Source organism: Erythrobacter sp. JB3-1 (genome assembly GCF_057364995.1).
In genome coordinates, this window is record NZ_CP200289.1 from 2792322 (window position 1) to 2807930 (window position 15609).

Annotated in this window: 15 protein-coding genes and 1 pseudogene; 6 read left to right on the plus strand and 10 right to left on the minus strand. The window is 58.4% G+C overall.

All coding sequences use genetic code 11. The features are described 5' to 3' along the window. Positions 1–2: 2 nt before the first annotated feature. Positions 3–995, plus strand: coding sequence for an NADPH:quinone oxidoreductase family protein (locus AC0V6M_RS13305; RefSeq protein ID WP_486139279.1), 993 nt, complete (start codon positions 3–5; stop codon positions 993–995). A gap of 146 nt (positions 996–1141) precedes the next feature. Here AC0V6M_RS13305 and AC0V6M_RS13310 read toward each other — a convergent pair whose 3' ends face one another. The 8 genes and pseudogenes from AC0V6M_RS13310 to AC0V6M_RS13345 form a co-directional block, all read right to left on the minus strand. Beyond that, the gene (locus tag AC0V6M_RS13310; RefSeq protein WP_486139280.1) at positions 1142–1717 is read right to left on the minus strand and encodes a F0F1 ATP synthase subunit B family protein; all 576 of its coding nucleotides are present in this window, start codon (positions 1715–1717) and stop codon (positions 1142–1144) included. Further along, entirely contained in the window at positions 1710–2204 is a 495-nt protein-coding gene (locus tag AC0V6M_RS13315; RefSeq protein WP_486139281.1) for a F0F1 ATP synthase subunit B family protein, read from the minus strand. The genes AC0V6M_RS13310 and AC0V6M_RS13315 overlap by 8 nt, the downstream gene beginning before the upstream one ends. Positions 2205–2305: 101 nt before the next feature. After that, positions 2306–2534 (minus strand): annotated as a pseudogene (locus AC0V6M_RS13320) (F0F1 ATP synthase subunit C). A gap of 45 nt (positions 2535–2579) precedes the next feature. Next, positions 2580–3338, minus strand: coding sequence for a F0F1 ATP synthase subunit A (locus tag AC0V6M_RS13325; protein ID WP_486139651.1), 759 nt, complete (start codon positions 3336–3338; stop codon positions 2580–2582). Positions 3339–3432: 94 nt separating this feature from the next. Then, complete coding sequence (locus tag AC0V6M_RS13330) at positions 3433–3765, minus strand: AtpZ/AtpI family protein (protein ID WP_472645086.1); 333 nt, start codon at positions 3763–3765, stop codon at positions 3433–3435. Between the two features lie 215 nt (positions 3766–3980). Next, on the minus strand, positions 3981–4370 hold the full coding sequence (locus tag AC0V6M_RS13335; RefSeq protein ID WP_486139283.1) for a YdbL family probable chaperone protein: 390 nt from the start codon (positions 4368–4370) through the stop codon (positions 3981–3983). Positions 4371–4406: 36 nt separating this feature from the next. Further along, on the minus strand, positions 4407–4625 hold the full coding sequence (locus AC0V6M_RS13340; protein ID WP_486139284.1) for a YnbE family lipoprotein: 219 nt from the start codon (positions 4623–4625) through the stop codon (positions 4407–4409). Positions 4626–4672: 47 nt separating this feature from the next. Then, positions 4673–7888, minus strand: a complete 3216-nt coding sequence (locus tag AC0V6M_RS13345; RefSeq protein WP_486139285.1) for an intermembrane phospholipid transport protein YdbH family protein — start codon at positions 7886–7888, stop codon at positions 4673–4675. Between the two features lie 85 nt (positions 7889–7973). Here AC0V6M_RS13345 and radC point away from each other — a divergent pair, with 85 nt between their 5' ends. Beyond that, the gene (radC, locus tag AC0V6M_RS13350) at positions 7974–8708 is read left to right on the plus strand and encodes a RadC family protein (RefSeq protein ID WP_486139286.1); all 735 of its coding nucleotides are present in this window, start codon (positions 7974–7976) and stop codon (positions 8706–8708) included. Here the strand turns inward: radC and AC0V6M_RS13355 are convergent. Together AC0V6M_RS13355 and AC0V6M_RS13360 are read right to left on the minus strand one after the other, a co-directional pair. Then, entirely contained in the window at positions 8705–9631 is a 927-nt protein-coding gene (locus tag AC0V6M_RS13355; protein ID WP_486139287.1) for a DoxX family protein, read from the minus strand. The genes radC and AC0V6M_RS13355 overlap by 4 nt on opposite strands. 128 nt (positions 9632–9759) lie before the next feature. After that, positions 9760–12540 (minus strand): DUF3857 domain-containing protein, encoded by a 2781-nt coding sequence (locus tag AC0V6M_RS13360; protein ID WP_486139288.1) that lies wholly within the window; start codon positions 12538–12540, stop codon positions 9760–9762. A gap of 230 nt (positions 12541–12770) precedes the next feature. On the opposite strand from AC0V6M_RS13360, the gene purB reads away from it, so the two are divergent. The 4 genes from purB (at position 12771) to AC0V6M_RS13380 (ending at position 15556) form a co-directional block, all read left to right on the plus strand. Beyond that, on the plus strand, positions 12771–14081 hold the full coding sequence (purB, locus tag AC0V6M_RS13365; RefSeq protein WP_486139289.1) for an adenylosuccinate lyase: 1311 nt from the start codon (positions 12771–12773) through the stop codon (positions 14079–14081). A gap of 99 nt (positions 14082–14180) precedes the next feature. After that, on the plus strand, positions 14181–14561 hold the full coding sequence (locus tag AC0V6M_RS13370; protein WP_486139290.1) for a DUF1049 domain-containing protein: 381 nt from the start codon (positions 14181–14183) through the stop codon (positions 14559–14561). Position 14562: 1 nt separating this feature from the next. Continuing rightward, the gene (gene pyrF, locus AC0V6M_RS13375; protein ID WP_486139291.1) at positions 14563–15237 is read left to right on the plus strand and encodes an orotidine-5'-phosphate decarboxylase; all 675 of its coding nucleotides are present in this window, start codon (positions 14563–14565) and stop codon (positions 15235–15237) included. A 1-nt stretch (position 15238) separates the two neighbouring features. Further along, a complete protein-coding gene (locus tag AC0V6M_RS13380; RefSeq protein ID WP_486139292.1) occupies positions 15239–15556 on the plus strand; it encodes a hypothetical protein in 318 nt (105 codons plus the stop codon). Positions 15557–15609 lie beyond the last annotated feature (53 nt).

The following is a 15609-nucleotide window of genomic DNA, read 5'->3' on the forward strand; positions in this document are numbered from 1 at the left end:
CGATGCAGGCTCTCACGGTCGAGACGCTATCGAGCGACCTATCAGGCGCGACGCTGGTGAACGCGCCAGAGCCTGTGCGCGGTCCGGGCCAGGTGTTGGTGCAGATCCACGCCGCATCGCTCAATTTTCCCGACCTGCTAATGACGCGCGGTGAGTATCAGTTCAAACCAGAGCCTCCCTTTGTCAGCGGATTGGAGCTGGCAGGCGAAGTCATAGAAGCGGAGCCTGACAGCGGCTTTGCCCCCGGCGACCGGGTCATGGGCGGCAATAAAACCGGCGCTTTCGCTGAGCTCGCAAGCATCCCTGCGCGCGGCCTATCCCCCCTCCCCGCCAATGTAAGCTTCGCCGAGGGCGCAGCCATGGGAGCGGCTTACTCAACCGCCTACACAGGGCTTGTCGAGCTGTGCGGGCTGTTAGACGGGGCCAGCGGCGAAAAATGGGTGTTGGTGCACGGTGCGAGCGGCGGTGTTGGCTTAGCGGCGGTGGATCTCGCCAAGGCGTTCGGCGCGAAAGTGCTCGCAACAACGGGTGTCGTCTCCAAGCGAGAGCCGATCGCTGCGCTTTATGGGCCCGACGCCGTGATCACCGCCGAAGGGCGCTTTCGCGAGCAGGTGTCCGAGATTACCGGCGGAAAGCTGTGCGATATCGTGTTCGATCCCGTTGGCGGCGATTTGTTTGACGAAAGCACACGCTGCGTCAGCTTTGCCGGAAAGCTGGTGGTGGTCGGCTTCACCAGCGGACGGATCGCAGAGGTCGCGACCAATATTCCGTTGATCAAGGGCTTCTCCATTGTCGGCCTGCGCGCGGGCGAATATGCGCGGCGCTTTCCTGAGCGGGGCCGCGCCATCAACGCCGCCATTGCAGAGCTGGCATCTGCGGGCCGGCTAACCCCAGCCATCGACCGCACGTTGCCCTTGTCCCGTTGGCGCGAAGGGTTTGAGGCGATGGCGAACCGTGAACTGGTGGGAAAAGTGGTGTTTGAGCCGGGCAGCTAGCCATAGGTGAGTCCCCGCGCAGGCGGGGACCTATCTCAAATCTGCGCTTTGCCCATGAGAGAGACCCCCGCCTACTCGGGGGTTCGCGAACATAAAAAAGGCGACCCAATCGAGCCGCCTCTTCATCATCCGCAAAAGGCCAGCGCTTAAATCGCTGAGATTACCTCGTCGGCCAGCGCCCGGTCAGCGTCGGCATCATGCTTGTCAGCGATGATCTTGCGCGACGCCGCGGCGGCCGCATCCACCGCACTGCTGCGAACTTCTTCAACCGCATCACGCTCAGCCGCAGCGATCTTATCTTCTGCCATACGCTGACGGCGAGCAACCATAGCTGCGCCGTCTTCTTTGGCTTTGACAAGGATAGCGTCCGCCTCGCGGGTGGCGCCTTCCATCATCGCTTCGGCGTCTTTTTCAGCGCCAGCGATCTTGGCCGCATATTCATCGCGCAGAGCCTCTGCTTCGGCGCGCAGGCTCTTGGCTTCGTCAAGTTGCTGCTTGATTTCAGCGATCTTCTTATCGAGCCCGCCGGTGATCAGGCTTGGAACTTTCTTCCAAACAAAGATCAGGATCAGCACCAGCATCGCCAGAGAAACCCACTGGTAATCCTGCAGGAACAGCGCTGATGGCTCATCCTTGAGGTAGACCGAATCCGCCTCATCTGTCGCCAACATGCTTTCAGTGGCGTTGCCGGCGGCGACCAAGAGTGACATGAGATCAGCCATTGGCGAGCGCTTTCTTCACCGCAGAACGCGCGGTGCGTTTGTCGACTTTGGCTCCGGCAAGGCGGGAGACAATGTCTTGCGTTGCTTCAGCAGCGACGGTTTCAACCTCAGCCATTGCGCTGGTGCGGGCCTCAGAGATCGCTGCTTCGGCTGCTTCCAGCTTTGCATCGATCTTGGTCTGCGCCTTTGCCAGCGTTGCTTCGGTTTTGGCCGCAGCCTTGGTTTTGGCCTCTGCAATGGTTGCTTGGGCAGCGGCGCGATTTTCATTCTCGCGCTTGCGCCATGCTTCCTCTTGCTCGTCCGCCGCGTCACGAGCGGCCTGCGCTGCAGCCAGATCGTCAGCGATCTGATTGTCACGCAGTTCGACCGTTCCCATCACTTTGGGCACCATTCCGCGTCCGATGACGAAGAATGTCAGGCCGAAAAACACCAGCGACCAGAAAATCTGGCTGGAGTAGAACTCGGCTAATTGGGCTATCTGAGGCATGAGAGCGGTCCGAAACCTGTAAAGTGGATCTTAAACGTCGTCGATAGAAATTAGGGCGGCCCGGCCCGCTGGTTCAGCAGGCCGGGATACCGAAATTGCTATTAGGCAACGAAGATCAGGATCATCGCGACAACAAATGCCAGCAGGCCGAGAAGCTCAGTCTGCGGCGAAGCCAATGAACAGGCGGCCTTGTTGGCCGTCCGCTGCGCCTGGGTTGCGAAGTGCGGATTCGAGGAACGAACCGAACACGTTACCAACACCAATTGCGGCCATGCCGGCACCGATTGCTGCAAGGCCTGCGCCTACGAGCTTAGCTGCTTCTGCTTCCATGTGAAAAACTCCTTGGGATCAAATATATAAATTAGAGAGATAAACTCAGTGAAGGTGTTCTGCGTCGTTGATATAAAGCGACGTCAGAAGAGCGAACACGTAGGCCTGAATTCCGGCTACGAGAATTTCTAGAGCGCTGATTGCGACCATCAGAGCAAAGCTTGGCAGGCTGACCATGAGGCCAATGCCAACGCCAGCGTTTACGCCGTCGATCACAAAGCTGGAGAGCACTTTCAGAAGAACGTGCCCGGCCATCATCGCCACGAACAGCCGCAATGCGAGGCTGAATGGGCGGATGAGGAATGAGAAGAATTCAATCAGCGCAATCGGCAAGATCATCGGTGCCGGGGTGCCGTGCGGCACGAACAGCGTGAAGAACTTGATGCCGTGCTTCCAAAAACCAACGACCAGAACGATCGAAAAGCTGATGATGGCAAGCACACCGGTCACGGTGAAGTGGCTGGTAAAGGTGAACGGGTGCAGACCAAGCAAGCCAATCGGCAGCAGGCCGAGCAAATTGGCAAACAGGATGAACATAAACAGGCTGAAGACATAAGGCACATATTTGCGCCCTGCCTTGCCAATGTTCGCCTCCAGCATGTCGTCGATAAAGCCCGTAAAGCTCTCAACCGCCATCTGCCAGCGACCTGGTACCAGCTGGCGCTTCATGCCGCCGAATACAAATACCCAGATCAAGACCGTTGTGATGGCCATCCAGAATGCGGAATTGGTGAATGCGATGTTGACCCCGGCAATCTCCCAGCCCGACGAACCAAACATTGGCTCGAGCTGAAATTGCTTCATCGGATCGACTTTGCCTGCCTCGGCTGCCACGATCTCTTAGTCCTTAAACCTTGTAAGAAACGCGCCCCAACTGATGATCTCAAATCGGAGCACCTTAGCCCTCATCAATATCATCGGGACGAGTGTTCGCCGCTCGAATAATGTTCCTGAAGGCAACGATGATCCCGAAGGCCATCATTATCAACAGACCCGCGGGCGAAGTGTCGGCGAAATAATCAATCGTCCAGCCAATCACTGCGCCGCCAAGAATCCCACCAAGGAGGTCTGCGAGTACCCGGTTGCCGCTGCGATAATTCGCATCGGTGCCTGATACCCGAGGCCGGTTGCGTTCCTCTTCGCGCTCGTTGGCAGCTTTCAGCCGCTCCTCGAGTGCATCGATACGCGCATCCTCGGCGATGGGTTCCTGTGCGGACTTCTTATCGCTCATGTCAGCTTCCTAAAGGTTGGACGCCAAAACACGCGCCACAAGGTGTCCGCCAAGGGCGCGCACCCCTTAGAAGGGGGGCATATCCAAGTCAACCGCCAGTCACAATCAAACGGCCTGTTAGGGAGGCAAATATAGCGATAGCCATTGCGCAAAGCGCAAGCCGCCTTGGGAGGATGACAGCTCGCGCTTTGGCTATTGGCAGATTTTAATCCGAATTACGGGCAGCGTGGATCGCGCATTGGCGCCGCATTTGTGCGGGTTTGCCACGTGCCATCGGGTGCCTGATATTTTTCACCCGGGCTTGTGCGCAGGATCGCCTGACAACCGGCGGTAAAGGCATATTCATCAAGCGTCGCATTGGCCGCCTGTGCGCGCTGGGCGTAAACAGCGCGGCGTTTGATGTTGATATCGTTGACCAATCGGCGAAGCTCAGCGGTCTCAGCCCCGGCCACGCCAAGGTAGCCATCGCGCTTCTCACCAATGCTTCCATTGGCGCGCGCGGCGGCATAGGCCGGATCACGCTGGGCCTGTGCAGCGCCGTGAAAGCCAGTGATGGCCACAGTCGCAGCGGCGGCAGCAAGCAAAGTTTTGCGCATATTTGTCATTCTCTTATTCCTCCTGCTTTGCGGCGAATGCGAACATCAAAAGATATCCGCATTTTCCTCAAGCGTGTTGGCCGCATCTTCGGCCAAAGCAAAAACCACTTCCTGCCGGATATTGATGTTGAGCTCGATCACAATCGGCTTGTCAGGTGCAGCAACATTGATGCACCCCGCCAATGGACCACAAAGCGCAATTGCGCCCGCCCCCATCAATCCGGCCCGACCCGCAGTTCGCCATGAATTCAGTCTATCCATCATGGATAGCCCTGTGGCAGCGCCGCATAGATCGGTCAATTTCCACATGATCATGGCGTATTCTCGCTTTCTTGAGGCTGAATGGACAGTTCACTTAACGGAATGTCTTCTGGATTGACGTCGGGCGTGTTCTGACAGGCGACTTTAAAAAACCGACTCGCGCGCCATTTTGGATCCGATGTCAGACATGGATCGCGCAGATAGTTGGAATCGTAGGTTGAGCGCAGCAGCCGGCTGAGCTCCCAGAATTGTGAGCGTACATTGATATTGAACCGGATCGGTAGGCGGGCGATCTGCCTAGTGATGAAATTGCGTGACGTGCCCTGCCCCTGGCTGATCCCGTCGAAACGCACACTGGTGATGATCTCACCGGTCAGGCTGCCGTCCATAGTTATCGCCATTTGGTTGTAATTGAGGCTGCGCAAGGCATCGAAGGCGTAATTGGAAATTGTGCCAAGATCCTCATAGGCAAGCTCGCCAACATAAGAGAGGTTGCCGCCCGGCGGGCGAGAGATCAGCAGGCCGCTTTCGATCCGGCCGTTGCCCTCGGCGTCGAAGATGATCGGGATCGTGCCATCGAACGTCCCCTGAGCCGAGAGGTTGCCGAACTCCATCTCTGATATGAATGTGCCCGCATCCAGCCCGATGATCTCAAAGATATAGCGCCGCTCCTCTGGCACCGCGAAATTGAGGTCGACCCCGCGCATCACCAGCTCTCCGCCCATAAACGGCCAGCGAGCGTCCTTCAGTTTCACCAGCCGCCCCTCCTCAAGAGCGTAGGTGATCTTGCCATCCAGCACCTCGATACCGGTGTTGATGGAGCCGAGATCAACTGTCTGATCAGGCGCGGTGGTAAGCGTCAAGAGATCGGTAAACTCGACCGTCGCGCGGGCATTCTTTACCGGGCCAAAGGCGGCAGCGAAATCGAATTGCTCGGTGGTGAAAATGCCGCCACTGGTAATGTCATCGGCGGTCCAATTGATCTGACCCTGCCCGCTTACATCGCCTTTTGCCAGCGCGACAACACCGTCGGTGTAGATCGTCAAATCGCTGGGTTGCAGGGTGCCATCGAAGACAAGCCGTTCGACATCCAATCCCACATTGCCGGTAGTTGTGCTGAGATTGTGCGTGACCTCAACCGCCACAACCTCGCGGTCTGTCGCCGGGTGGCGCAGCAATGCCTCCGCGCGAATATCGCTGCCGTTTAGGACCATCACGGCATCGCGGGCGATCAGCGGTTCAAACCGGTCGACTGCCTCCCGGTCTGTGACGCGAAACTGCGCCTCATCAATGCTGAGGATGCCGTCGTTATAAAGCCAATTGCCGCTGACCTCATCCAGATCGAGCGGGACCAGGCCAATCCTCGCCTCGCCTTCGCTGAACACGCCGCCGATTGTGTCGGCAAAGCTCGCCTCTAAGTTGCCAAGCGAGAGGCTCAGCCCTTCCTCGCGCGTCCCGATCACCGCCTCCACGTCTGACGCACTGGCCACGCCGGGATAGCCGAATTGGGCAGCGCCAGTGTCGAGTAGCAGCGGGCTGCCCGCGATCTGCCCGCGCAGCGCGAGGCTAGGCAATTGCGCTGAGATTTGCAGATTCTCACCATAGCGCACCATTGCCCCACCAGCGCTAGGACACAGCCGGAGACTTTGCCGATCCAGCGCTAGATCATAGAGCGCGAGGCGATCAAACCGAACATTGGTGCAGCTTTGACCCGCGATCAGCCCGCCATGCGGCGACCAAGTGCCTTCCAGTGGCACGCTGAGCCCTTGGACACTGCCACCGGGCAGTGCGCCGGAGGCCCGCACATCGCCCGCAAACCTCAGAGCGCCGCTCGGCGCCTGTGTCACGAGCAGCTCTGGCACGGCGAGCTTACTCTCCCCGGCTGCGTATTCTTCCATCCTCAGGCGCAGCGCAAGATTGCCGCTGCCGACCTGCTCCATCCGCCCGGAAATGCGCGGGATACCCTCGCCGCTGGTCGCAATATTACCGCTAAGCCGACCAAGGCCGTCCACCGGACTCGTCCACGCAAGCCGCAACACGCCAAGCAATGTCTCACCGGACGCGCTCTTAAGCCGCGCCTCCGGCACAATCAGGTTGGTGACTTCTGGCGACACGCGCAAGGTCGCATCGGCGATCATCGTGCCATCGCGGGTGGCGTTACCGAACCCCTGCTGGAACCGAGCCAGCAAAGGCTCAAGCAATGTGCCCTCGGCCGCGCTGCGTGACGCCTGCAATTGCTCAGTCAGCGCGCCGCTAATGCTTGCGCCCTCGCCCTCTAGTCGCCCAGCCCATTCCAGCGCATCAAACCCGTCCTGCGCCCTCAGCGTGCCATCCAGCGTCAGGCCGGCCACCGCGCCATAGGGCGTCATCACATTATCCGCGCGCAAATCATGGCGCGCATTCAACTGCGCATCTTTCCAGCCGAGCTGCACATCACCGCCAAGCGTAGAGGCCTCTGCCCCAGCGACAGCCAATTGCTCAGCCGTGAGGTCCAATTCACCGTCCGCACTGGCGAAGTCCGATGCAAGGGTGAAGCGCATGCCGACATCGGCGCTCGCGAGCTGAGGACCGCCATTTGCACAATCGAGCGCCCGCAAACGCAGTGGCCCGTCAAATGCCAGCTCCCCACCTGACGTCGTGACGTCACCATAGAGCGTTGCGGCCTCCACCGAGCATTCCGCAACCGCAAGCTCCGGCGCTGTCGCTGCTAGCACGCCTTCAAATCCGTCGCTCAACAGACCCTGCCCCGAGGCTTTGAGCCCGATTCTGCCGTAATCACTCTCTATCAACCCGCGCGCATCGACCAGTGTCACGTCGATTGCCGGAAGGCCCGGCTCTGCATCGCTTTCGCCAAAAATCGCCGGATCCAGCGTGCCAAAGCTCAGCCGACCATCGCGGTAAGAACCGAACAATCGCGCACCGATCACCTCGACCATGCCAATCGACGGCGCACCAAAGCTGTATTCAAGATCAACCACGACACGCTCAATCGTGAGATCAGGCCGGTCAGGATCGCCGATCACCAGATCGCGCAAAACCTGACGCTGCGGACCAATAGAGACAATTTCATAATCCGCGGGCAGCTCCAGCTTTGCCAGCTCTGCATCAATGAAATTGCCCGCATATTGCTCGCGCGCCATCCACACCCACACGCCCGCGATGCCGAGCAGTGACAGCACTAATATGAGCGCGCGCCAACGCCTGCGGCGCGGCCACAGGCTCCACTTGGGCGTCTCTTCAAGATGTTCCGTTTGGGCTGACGCCATGATAAGCTCACACTTGCGCGTATCGAGCGTTAAAGGCAATGCAAGCAAGACACTAGCGCGCATATTCGCGTTATAAGGAGGCAGCTTGCCGCAAGCTGAAGACATGTTTGGCGAAGAGCCCAGCGCCGGGAACGGCAGCGATGCCGGGAAGCACGCGGGCGCCGGGCACAGAGCGCGGCTGCGCGAGCGGCTGCTAAAAGGCGGCGCAGAGGCGCTGGCCGATTACGAAGTGCTCGAATTCCTGCTGTTCGCCGGAATGCGGCAGGGCGACACAAAGCCCGTCGCCAAGGCGCTGCTCAAACGATTCGGCTCGTTGTCGGCCGTTTTGAATGCGGACCCGGCGGCGCTCAAACAGATCAAAGGGATCGGCGACAGCAGCGCTGCAGCGCTCAAAAGCGTGGCGATTGCCGCGCGGCGCATGGCGCGCAGCGAAGTCGCGGACAAACCAGTGCTCAGCTCTTGGCAAAACCTGATCGACTATCTCGCGATTGATATGGCGCATCTCACGGTAGAGCGCGTCCGAGTGCTATATCTCGACGCGAAGAACCGCCTGATCGATGATCACCATGTTGGCGATGGCTCGATTGACGAGGCCTCGATCCATCCGCGCGAAGTCATTCGCAAGGCGATGGATGTCGGGGCGAGCGCGCTGATCCTTGTCCACAATCACCCGAGCGGCAATCCAGAGCCGAGCCGCGCAGACATTCAAGTGACGCTGCAGATCGCCGAAGCAGGCCGATTGCTCGGCGTGACCGTACACGACCATGTGATCGTCGGCCGCGAGGGACATGTCAGCCTGCGCGCTAAGGGCTTGATTTAACTTTTCGGTTCGATCTCCGCTTTCCTGCAGCTTACCCTCGCCCACAGCGAACCTGCCCAGATAGCCATAATCACGCCGACGCTTTCATCATCATATGGTGTGTCTTCAGCGCTGCCACTTTTGCCAGCGAGCCAATTTTCCACGTAATAATCCAGCGAGAAGCGCCCAGCACCCTGAGCCTCATAAACCGCCAGCAGCAGGACGGGATAAAATGTGACATCGGGATGCGCTCCGGCCAGCATGAAATAGCCAATCATAAAGGTCAGCGCGTAGGATATTGGTGTAGCGCCAATGCCAAGCAGCAAGAGGCCGCCGAACACAAATGCCAGCCAATCGGGTGTGCCGCTGAAACTGGTAATGGGCAGCCACGTCGCAAGCGCAATGGATGGCTCAAAAGCGCCAGCCAAAGCCATTAGAGCAAGCGCAAGCCAAACCCGCATCGCCAGCAACAAAAATGGTTTCGCAGCCTGGCGAAGCCATGCGCCAACACGAAGCAAAATTTGCAAAATCTGGCTTTTGCCAAGCGTGCGTGTCACCGCCCACACTCGATCGATTGACAGCGCAGCCGGGCCGCAGAAAACAAACCAGATCAGCATGGCAATCAGCATCAGGTTGGTGGTGATCGGGATGTAGTTTAGCTGCGCAATAACCAACAGCGACGCGAGCAACGCCGACGCTGGCCGCATAAGAAACCCTGCCAACAAGAGCAGCGGACAAACCAATTCGATGAACAATCCGATCGCGGCTGCGTGCGTCGGTTCGAGCCAGCCAATCGGGTATTCATTCGCCGCGAGCCAGACCGCCTTTTCCCAATCAGCGACCTTTACCAAGCCCGACCGGAAAAAATATTGCGCAACGAAAAAACGCGTAATCAGATCTGTGATCGGCCAAAATAACAGCGTGCTGCCGGAATAAAACTTCATCAACCTGCGCCAAGCGCGGCCCCGCGCGTAACTTACGCTTTTTTCAGTCGATGATGCGCCGCTTTGGTTCATGTTGTTAGCTGTCTAACACATGAGCACGGCCAATCGGCATTGCGATCAGTTGTCGCTTAGAGGTCAAACCCCCAGCGCCGATATGCCGTTGCCAAATATGGCTCCCGCGCGAGTGCGTCGTCCACGTCCGCTTGGCCGCCTTTGTCGCCCTGCTCAAGCCGGATCAGGCCGCGCAGCAGAACCGAGGCCGTTTGATCGGGCTCCAACTCGAGCGCTGCATCAATGTCCGCCATGGCTTTATCGAACATGCCATTACGCAGATAGATCATCGCGCGGCTGTCGAGAATGCTGGCTGATTCGCCGCTGTTCTCGACCGCTTTGGTGCACACGGAAATTCCGTCTGAAACCGCGACGTTCCATGTTCCGCTGAACCAGCAAACCTCATTGAGCAGGCCGGAATCGTTGGGATCACCAGCCAGCATTTGATTGATCGTTGCCAGACCTTCGCTGGCGCGGCCTTCAAGTGCGTCGAGTTCTGCGAGAGCAACCGTCAGACTTTGGCGAACTTCTTCGTCGCCGTCCTCATATTCGATGATTTCGCGCGCCCCGGAATAGTCGCCCATATCCGCCATTGCAGTGGCAAGATCTATCGCCCGCCATGGGGTGGGATCGAGCGCATAGGCCTCTTCCAAATCCGCTTTGTTGGCTTCGAGATCCAGCAATTGCGAATGAACTGAGCTGCGCTGGCCATAATATTCCGCCGTCGCTTCCAGATCGATGACTTTGTTCATATCCTCCAGCGAGCCAGCCCAATCATAGGTGACATAACGAAAGCCGGCGCGGCGCAGATATGGGTCTTTGTCGTCGGGATCTTTGTCGATCAATTCCGCATAGGCAGCCTCTAGCGGTTCCAGGACGCTGCGATCCGCTCCCCTTGCGAAACGCCAGCGGCGCGGCACATCGTCAGAGGTGGTCAGCTTTGTCTCTTGGCGCGCGAGACTGGCAGCCTTCCGGCGTTCCTCGCGGAATGCCTCGGGCAGGATTTCGCCGCCTTTGGTGGTCACAATTTCGGAAACCTGAAACACCCGGTCGTCGAGGCTTGTTTGACGCGTATAGCGCTGTCCAGCGACCTCAACGTCGATCGGATCGCTGCCCACCAGTTCGTAACCGTCGAAATCGTCGGGCAGCGTCATTGTCATGCTGTACGCTGCGCTGCTGCTAGCCCCAACGGAAACCGGCAAATCACGCCATTCCTTGCGCGAACGATTGGGAGCGAATGTGATCTGCTCGGCGGCAATTGTCGCGTCGACTTCCCCTTTTGCACCGTTGAAATCGAATAGATTTTCGGAGATCCCAGTCATCACCAGCGTCGCTTCGCTATCATCCTCACCAGAGATGATATCCACGTCCAGCAACGCCATTTCGCCGCCAAATCTGCTGCCTATTTGTTTGCGGCGTTCGTCGTCGAGCTTTTCAGCCTCGGCATTCATTTGCGCCGCGGCAGCGCCCCAAAACTTCATTTCGAATGTCACGAGCGAGGGCAAATCCAGACCGGCCGAGGTGTCGACGGCGATGTCCATTCGCAATTCCGGCACTCGCGGCAAAACCTGCTCAATCGGTTCAATCTGTGCGCCAGCGCTGCGAATGGGCAGGCTGTATTCGAAGGGCGGTACATTGCCGACCGTGTGCATATTCGCGCCCAGCGACGTGCCATCAAGGTAATACAGATTGCCGCCAATCTCTGCGCGCACCAGAACATGGTCAAACGCGCCGGGAATTGGCAGGGAAATCGGGACGGTGTTGCCCGCGCGGCTCGATACGAGCACTGGCTCCGCCTCAATCCCCAGATGATCCAGGATCGCCAGCAAGATCACAGTCTTCGCTTTGCAATCGCCGTATTTGTTTTCCCAAGTCGTCGCGACATCCTGAGGCAGGTAATTTCCGCCATCAAGCCCGTTCAGCAGATAGCGAATGTCCTCTTGCACCAATTCCAAGGCAGCGACGGCTTGCTCTAGATCGCCCGTGTGCTCGGCGCGAATGGCCTCCACCTTGGCGAGCAAATCATCGAGGCCATTCAGCGCACCATCTGTCTCGTAATAAGGCGCCATGGTGCTAGATACCTCGGCCCAATCGGCAAAGGTGCCGAGTTGCAGGATCGTGCCCCGACGATAGCGCAGCGGCGCATCATTCGGGAACTCATCGGCTTCTTCCAGAGGCAGCGTCACCTCCAGCCAATTGTGTCCGTCTGATTGTTCAACCTGCGGCAGATCGAAGTTCGGGCCAGCTTTGTAACGCACATCCAGATCATCGGGCCATGACGCGCGGATCCGCGCAAAATCGGCAACCGTGTTGGGTTCGCGCCACAAGAACCGCTGGGTCTGGACCTCTTCGCCCAATGCCTGATCGGAATTGGTCACGGAATAGCGCATGCGCAGCTCGTCACCGACTTCGAGGCCGGGAACTGACAATGTCGCGGTTAGCGAGCCATCCAAGATGCGCCGTTCTAACATCCGCTCGCGGCGCAGCACCTCCATAACCTCGCCCTGTTCGACCAGGTCGATCACTTCGTCCCCGCGCACTATCGAGATTTCGTGGACGATTAAGTCGCCTTTGTCCGGCAGCCACTGCGCCGTCAGAGTGCCGACATTGGACAGGTCAGACAGGCTGGCGACGCGGTAAACCACATCGGTGTATTCCCAGTTCAGCCCATTCTCGATACGAATCTGAGTGTCGTTGACGATTTGCCGATTAGTGGGATCACGCTCAACCTCGGCCAAGATGACTGGATCAATCCAAGCGGGTGCAGGCTCATAAAGCGGCTCTTCCCCCGCGATCACTGCCGACGAACAGCACAATGCGATCAGCGAAACTGCCGTCCGCGAAACTTGGAATGTCATTAAGTGGCCCCGTTTTCCCTGTATTGCCGACAGAGTATAACGCGAAATACTGCTGTCAAATGAGAAAACAGCAATTCGATTGATAAACAATTGAGGACGGCACTGACGCGGATAGAACTATGCAGAATCTGGGGCAATGCACTCCCCTCGCCCTTGCCATCTGCGCTGATGCGGCATAGCCGCGCATCCACATCTTTACCCACGCAATTTCACACTGGAGTTCCCAAGCCATGGTCCCTCGTTATGCCCGCCCGGAAATGAGCGCATTGTGGGAGCCTGAGGCGAAATTCCGCATCTGGTTCGAGATTGAAGCCCATGCGACCGAGAAACTGGGCGAGCTGGGCGTTGTGCCCGACAGCGCGGCAAAGGCGCTTTGGGATTGGTGGGCGACGAACCCAAAGATCAACGTTGAGGCAATTGACGCGATTGAGGCCGTGACCAAGCACGATGTGATCGCCTTCCTCACCTGGGTCGCCGAGCAAGTCGGCGACGAGGCGCGCTTCATGCACCAAGGCATGACCAGCTCTGACGTGCTCGACACGACTTTGGCGGTGCAACTGGCGCGCGCGTCCGACATCTTGCTCGCCGATCTGGATGCTCTTCTCGCCGCGATCAAACGCCGCGCTGAGGAGCACAAATACACCGCCACCATAGGTCGCAGCCACGGCATCCATGCAGAACCGGTGACGTTCGGCCTGAAAATGGCTCAAGCCTATGCCGAGTTTGACCGTTGCCGCACCCGGCTGATTGCTGCGCGTGAGGAAATCGCGACTTGCGCAGTCTCGGGCGCGGTGGGCACCTTCGCCAATATCGACCCAGCGGTCGAAGAACACGTTGCGGAAAAGCTCGGCCTGAAACCAGAGCCGGTCAGCACACAAGTGATCCCGCGCGATCGCCACGCGATGTATTTTGCAACGCTGGCGGTCATCGCTGGCTCGATTGAGCGGCTCGCGGTGGAAGTGCGTCACCTGCAACGCACCGAAGTGCTGGAGGCGGAAGAATACTTCTCACCAGGGCAAAAGGGTTCCTCGGCCATGCCGCATAAGCGCAACCCGATCCTCACCGAAAATCTTACCGGCCAAGCGCGCATGATCCGCAGCTATGCTATGCCCGCGCTCGAAAACGTGGCGCTTTGGCATGAGCGCGATATCTCGCACTCCTCCGTTGAGCGTTACATCGGGCCTGATGCGACCATCGCGCTCGATTTCTCGCTCGCGCGCCTGACCAGCGTGATCGACAAGCTGCTGGTCTATCCAGAGCGCATGCAGGCCAATATGGACCGGATGGGCGGCCTTGTGCATTCTCAGCGCGTGCTGCTCGCCCTAACGCAGGCCGGTGTCAGCCGCGAAGACGCCTACCGCTTGGTTCAGCGCAATGCGATGAAGGTGTGGGAATCGGATGGACGGCTGCAATTGCTCGACCTGCTGAAGGGTGATGAGGAAGTCACTGCTGCGCTCACGACCGAGCAGCTCGAAGACAAATTCGACCTCGGATATCACTTCAAACACGTCGACACGGTGTTTGCACGCGTCTTTGGCTGATGCGCTGCTCAGCAGCTGGCGCTAGACTCAAGGCTGAAAAGGCTTAGGTTCTGCGCTGCTCAAACACCGCCAGTGGCTTAGCCGTTTAGGAAACTCTGCATGCAAATTTTGCGCACGATCATCTGGATTGCGATCCTGATTGCAATCATCGCCTTCACCTTTGGCAATTTCGACCGCGCGACCGAGGTGCGAATCTGGCCCGGCCTGGTGTGGGACACTCGGGTTCCGGCGATCGTGATCGTATCATTCCTGCTCGGTATTGTGCCCATGTGGCTATATCACCGAGGCAGCAAATGGTCCCTCAATCGCCGCATCCGCAGCCTTGAGAATGCGGTGAAATCAAACGCTTTGTCTCAACGTCATGCACCGGCGGCGACTTCAACCGCTGCTGCGCCGGACGCCGCACCGGAGCCGGTTGAAGCATCGCAGACAGGCGCCCTCGCCCCTGACGCCGCAGTGAAACCAGAAAGCAGCACCTGATATGAGCAACCCGATCTATCTCGCGCTCGACATGCCGCACATTGAGCCTGCCAAGGCTCTGCTTGAAAAGGTAAAAGCACATATCGGCGGCGTGAAGTTAGGTCTGGAATTTTTCTGCACGCATGGCAGCCACGGCGTGCATGAAATCGCGCATATCGGCCTGCCGATCTTTCTCGATCTCAAATTTCACGACATCCCCAACACTGTTGCTGGAGCCATGCAGGCGGTGCATCTGTGCGAGCCAGCCATCGTCACCGTGCACGCCAGCGGCGGACGCGCGATGATGGAGGACGCCAAGGCTGCAGCGGCCGAGGGCTGCAAAGTGGTTGCCGTGACTACGCTGACCAGCCTTGATGCAAACGACCTCACGCGGACTGGTATTTATGGCAGCCCGGAAACGCATGTGATGCGGCTCGCCGAACTGGCGCATGAGGCGGGCCTCGACGGCGTTGTCTGCTCCGGCCAAGAGGTTGGCCAAGTGCGCAAGCAGTGGAAAGACGGTTTCTTCGTCGTCCCCGGTCTGCGTCCAGCGGGATCAGGCACAGGCGATCAAAAACGCGTCGTCACGCCGCGCTCCGCCCGCGACAATGGTGCTAGCGTGCTGGTAATCGGACGCCCAATCAGCCGCGCGGAAGACCCCGTCGCCGCTGCAAGGGCTATCGAAGCCACGCTTTGATATGATCGATGTGGGCGTGCTGCTCCTTTCGGGCATCTTTCTTATCGCCTTACCAATCGGTGCAGCAGTATCCATTTACATGCGCACGAAAGCCAGATGGGTGGTATTGTTTGCGTCAGCCGTGATGCCAATCGCTGTGTATTTTCTGTGGGGAATGACGGAGGGATGCGTTCATTCGCCACACGCCAATCCAGAGCAATGTTTCGGCTGGGGTTTCGGCCTTATCATCTTTGCGGGCTTCGCAATGCCAGCTTGGCTGATTGGTCTGCTTATTGGCTATTTCAATCCTTGGACGCGGAAGTACAGAGCCTCCAAATGACCTCTACTCAAATCAAAATCTGCGGGCTGAAAACGCCTGAGACCATCGAAGCC

Coding starts and splice junctions, on each gene's coding strand:
- AC0V6M_RS13305 (WP_486139279.1), top strand. CDS start 3: ATGCAGGCTCTCACGGTCGAGACGCTATCGAGCGACCTATCAGGCGCG.
- AC0V6M_RS13310 (WP_486139280.1), bottom strand. CDS start 1,717: ATGGCTGATCTCATGTCACTCTTGGTCGCCGCCGGCAACGCCACTGAA.
- AC0V6M_RS13315 (WP_486139281.1), bottom strand. CDS start 2,204: ATGCCTCAGATAGCCCAATTAGCCGAGTTCTACTCCAGCCAGATTTTC.
- AC0V6M_RS13325 (WP_486139651.1), bottom strand. CDS start 3,338: ATGAAGCAATTTCAGCTCGAGCCAATGTTTGGTTCGTCGGGCTGGGAG.
- AC0V6M_RS13330 (WP_472645086.1), bottom strand. CDS start 3,765: ATGAGCGATAAGAAGTCCGCACAGGAACCCATCGCCGAGGATGCGCGT.
- AC0V6M_RS13335 (WP_486139283.1), bottom strand. CDS start 4,370: ATGACAAATATGCGCAAAACTTTGCTTGCTGCCGCCGCTGCGACTGTG.
- AC0V6M_RS13340 (WP_486139284.1), bottom strand. CDS start 4,625: ATGATGGATAGACTGAATTCATGGCGAACTGCGGGTCGGGCCGGATTG.
- AC0V6M_RS13345 (WP_486139285.1), bottom strand. CDS start 7,888: ATGGCGTCAGCCCAAACGGAACATCTTGAAGAGACGCCCAAGTGGAGC.
- AC0V6M_RS13355 (WP_486139287.1), bottom strand. CDS start 9,631: ATGAAGTTTTATTCCGGCAGCACGCTGTTATTTTGGCCGATCACAGAT.
- AC0V6M_RS13360 (WP_486139288.1), bottom strand. CDS start 12,540: ATGACATTCCAAGTTTCGCGGACGGCAGTTTCGCTGATCGCATTGTGC.
- purB (WP_486139289.1), top strand. CDS start 12,771: ATGGTCCCTCGTTATGCCCGCCCGGAAATGAGCGCATTGTGGGAGCCT.
- AC0V6M_RS13370 (WP_486139290.1), top strand. CDS start 14,181: ATGCAAATTTTGCGCACGATCATCTGGATTGCGATCCTGATTGCAATC.
- pyrF (WP_486139291.1), top strand. CDS start 14,563: ATGAGCAACCCGATCTATCTCGCGCTCGACATGCCGCACATTGAGCCT.
- AC0V6M_RS13380 (WP_486139292.1), top strand. CDS start 15,239: ATGATCGATGTGGGCGTGCTGCTCCTTTCGGGCATCTTTCTTATCGCC.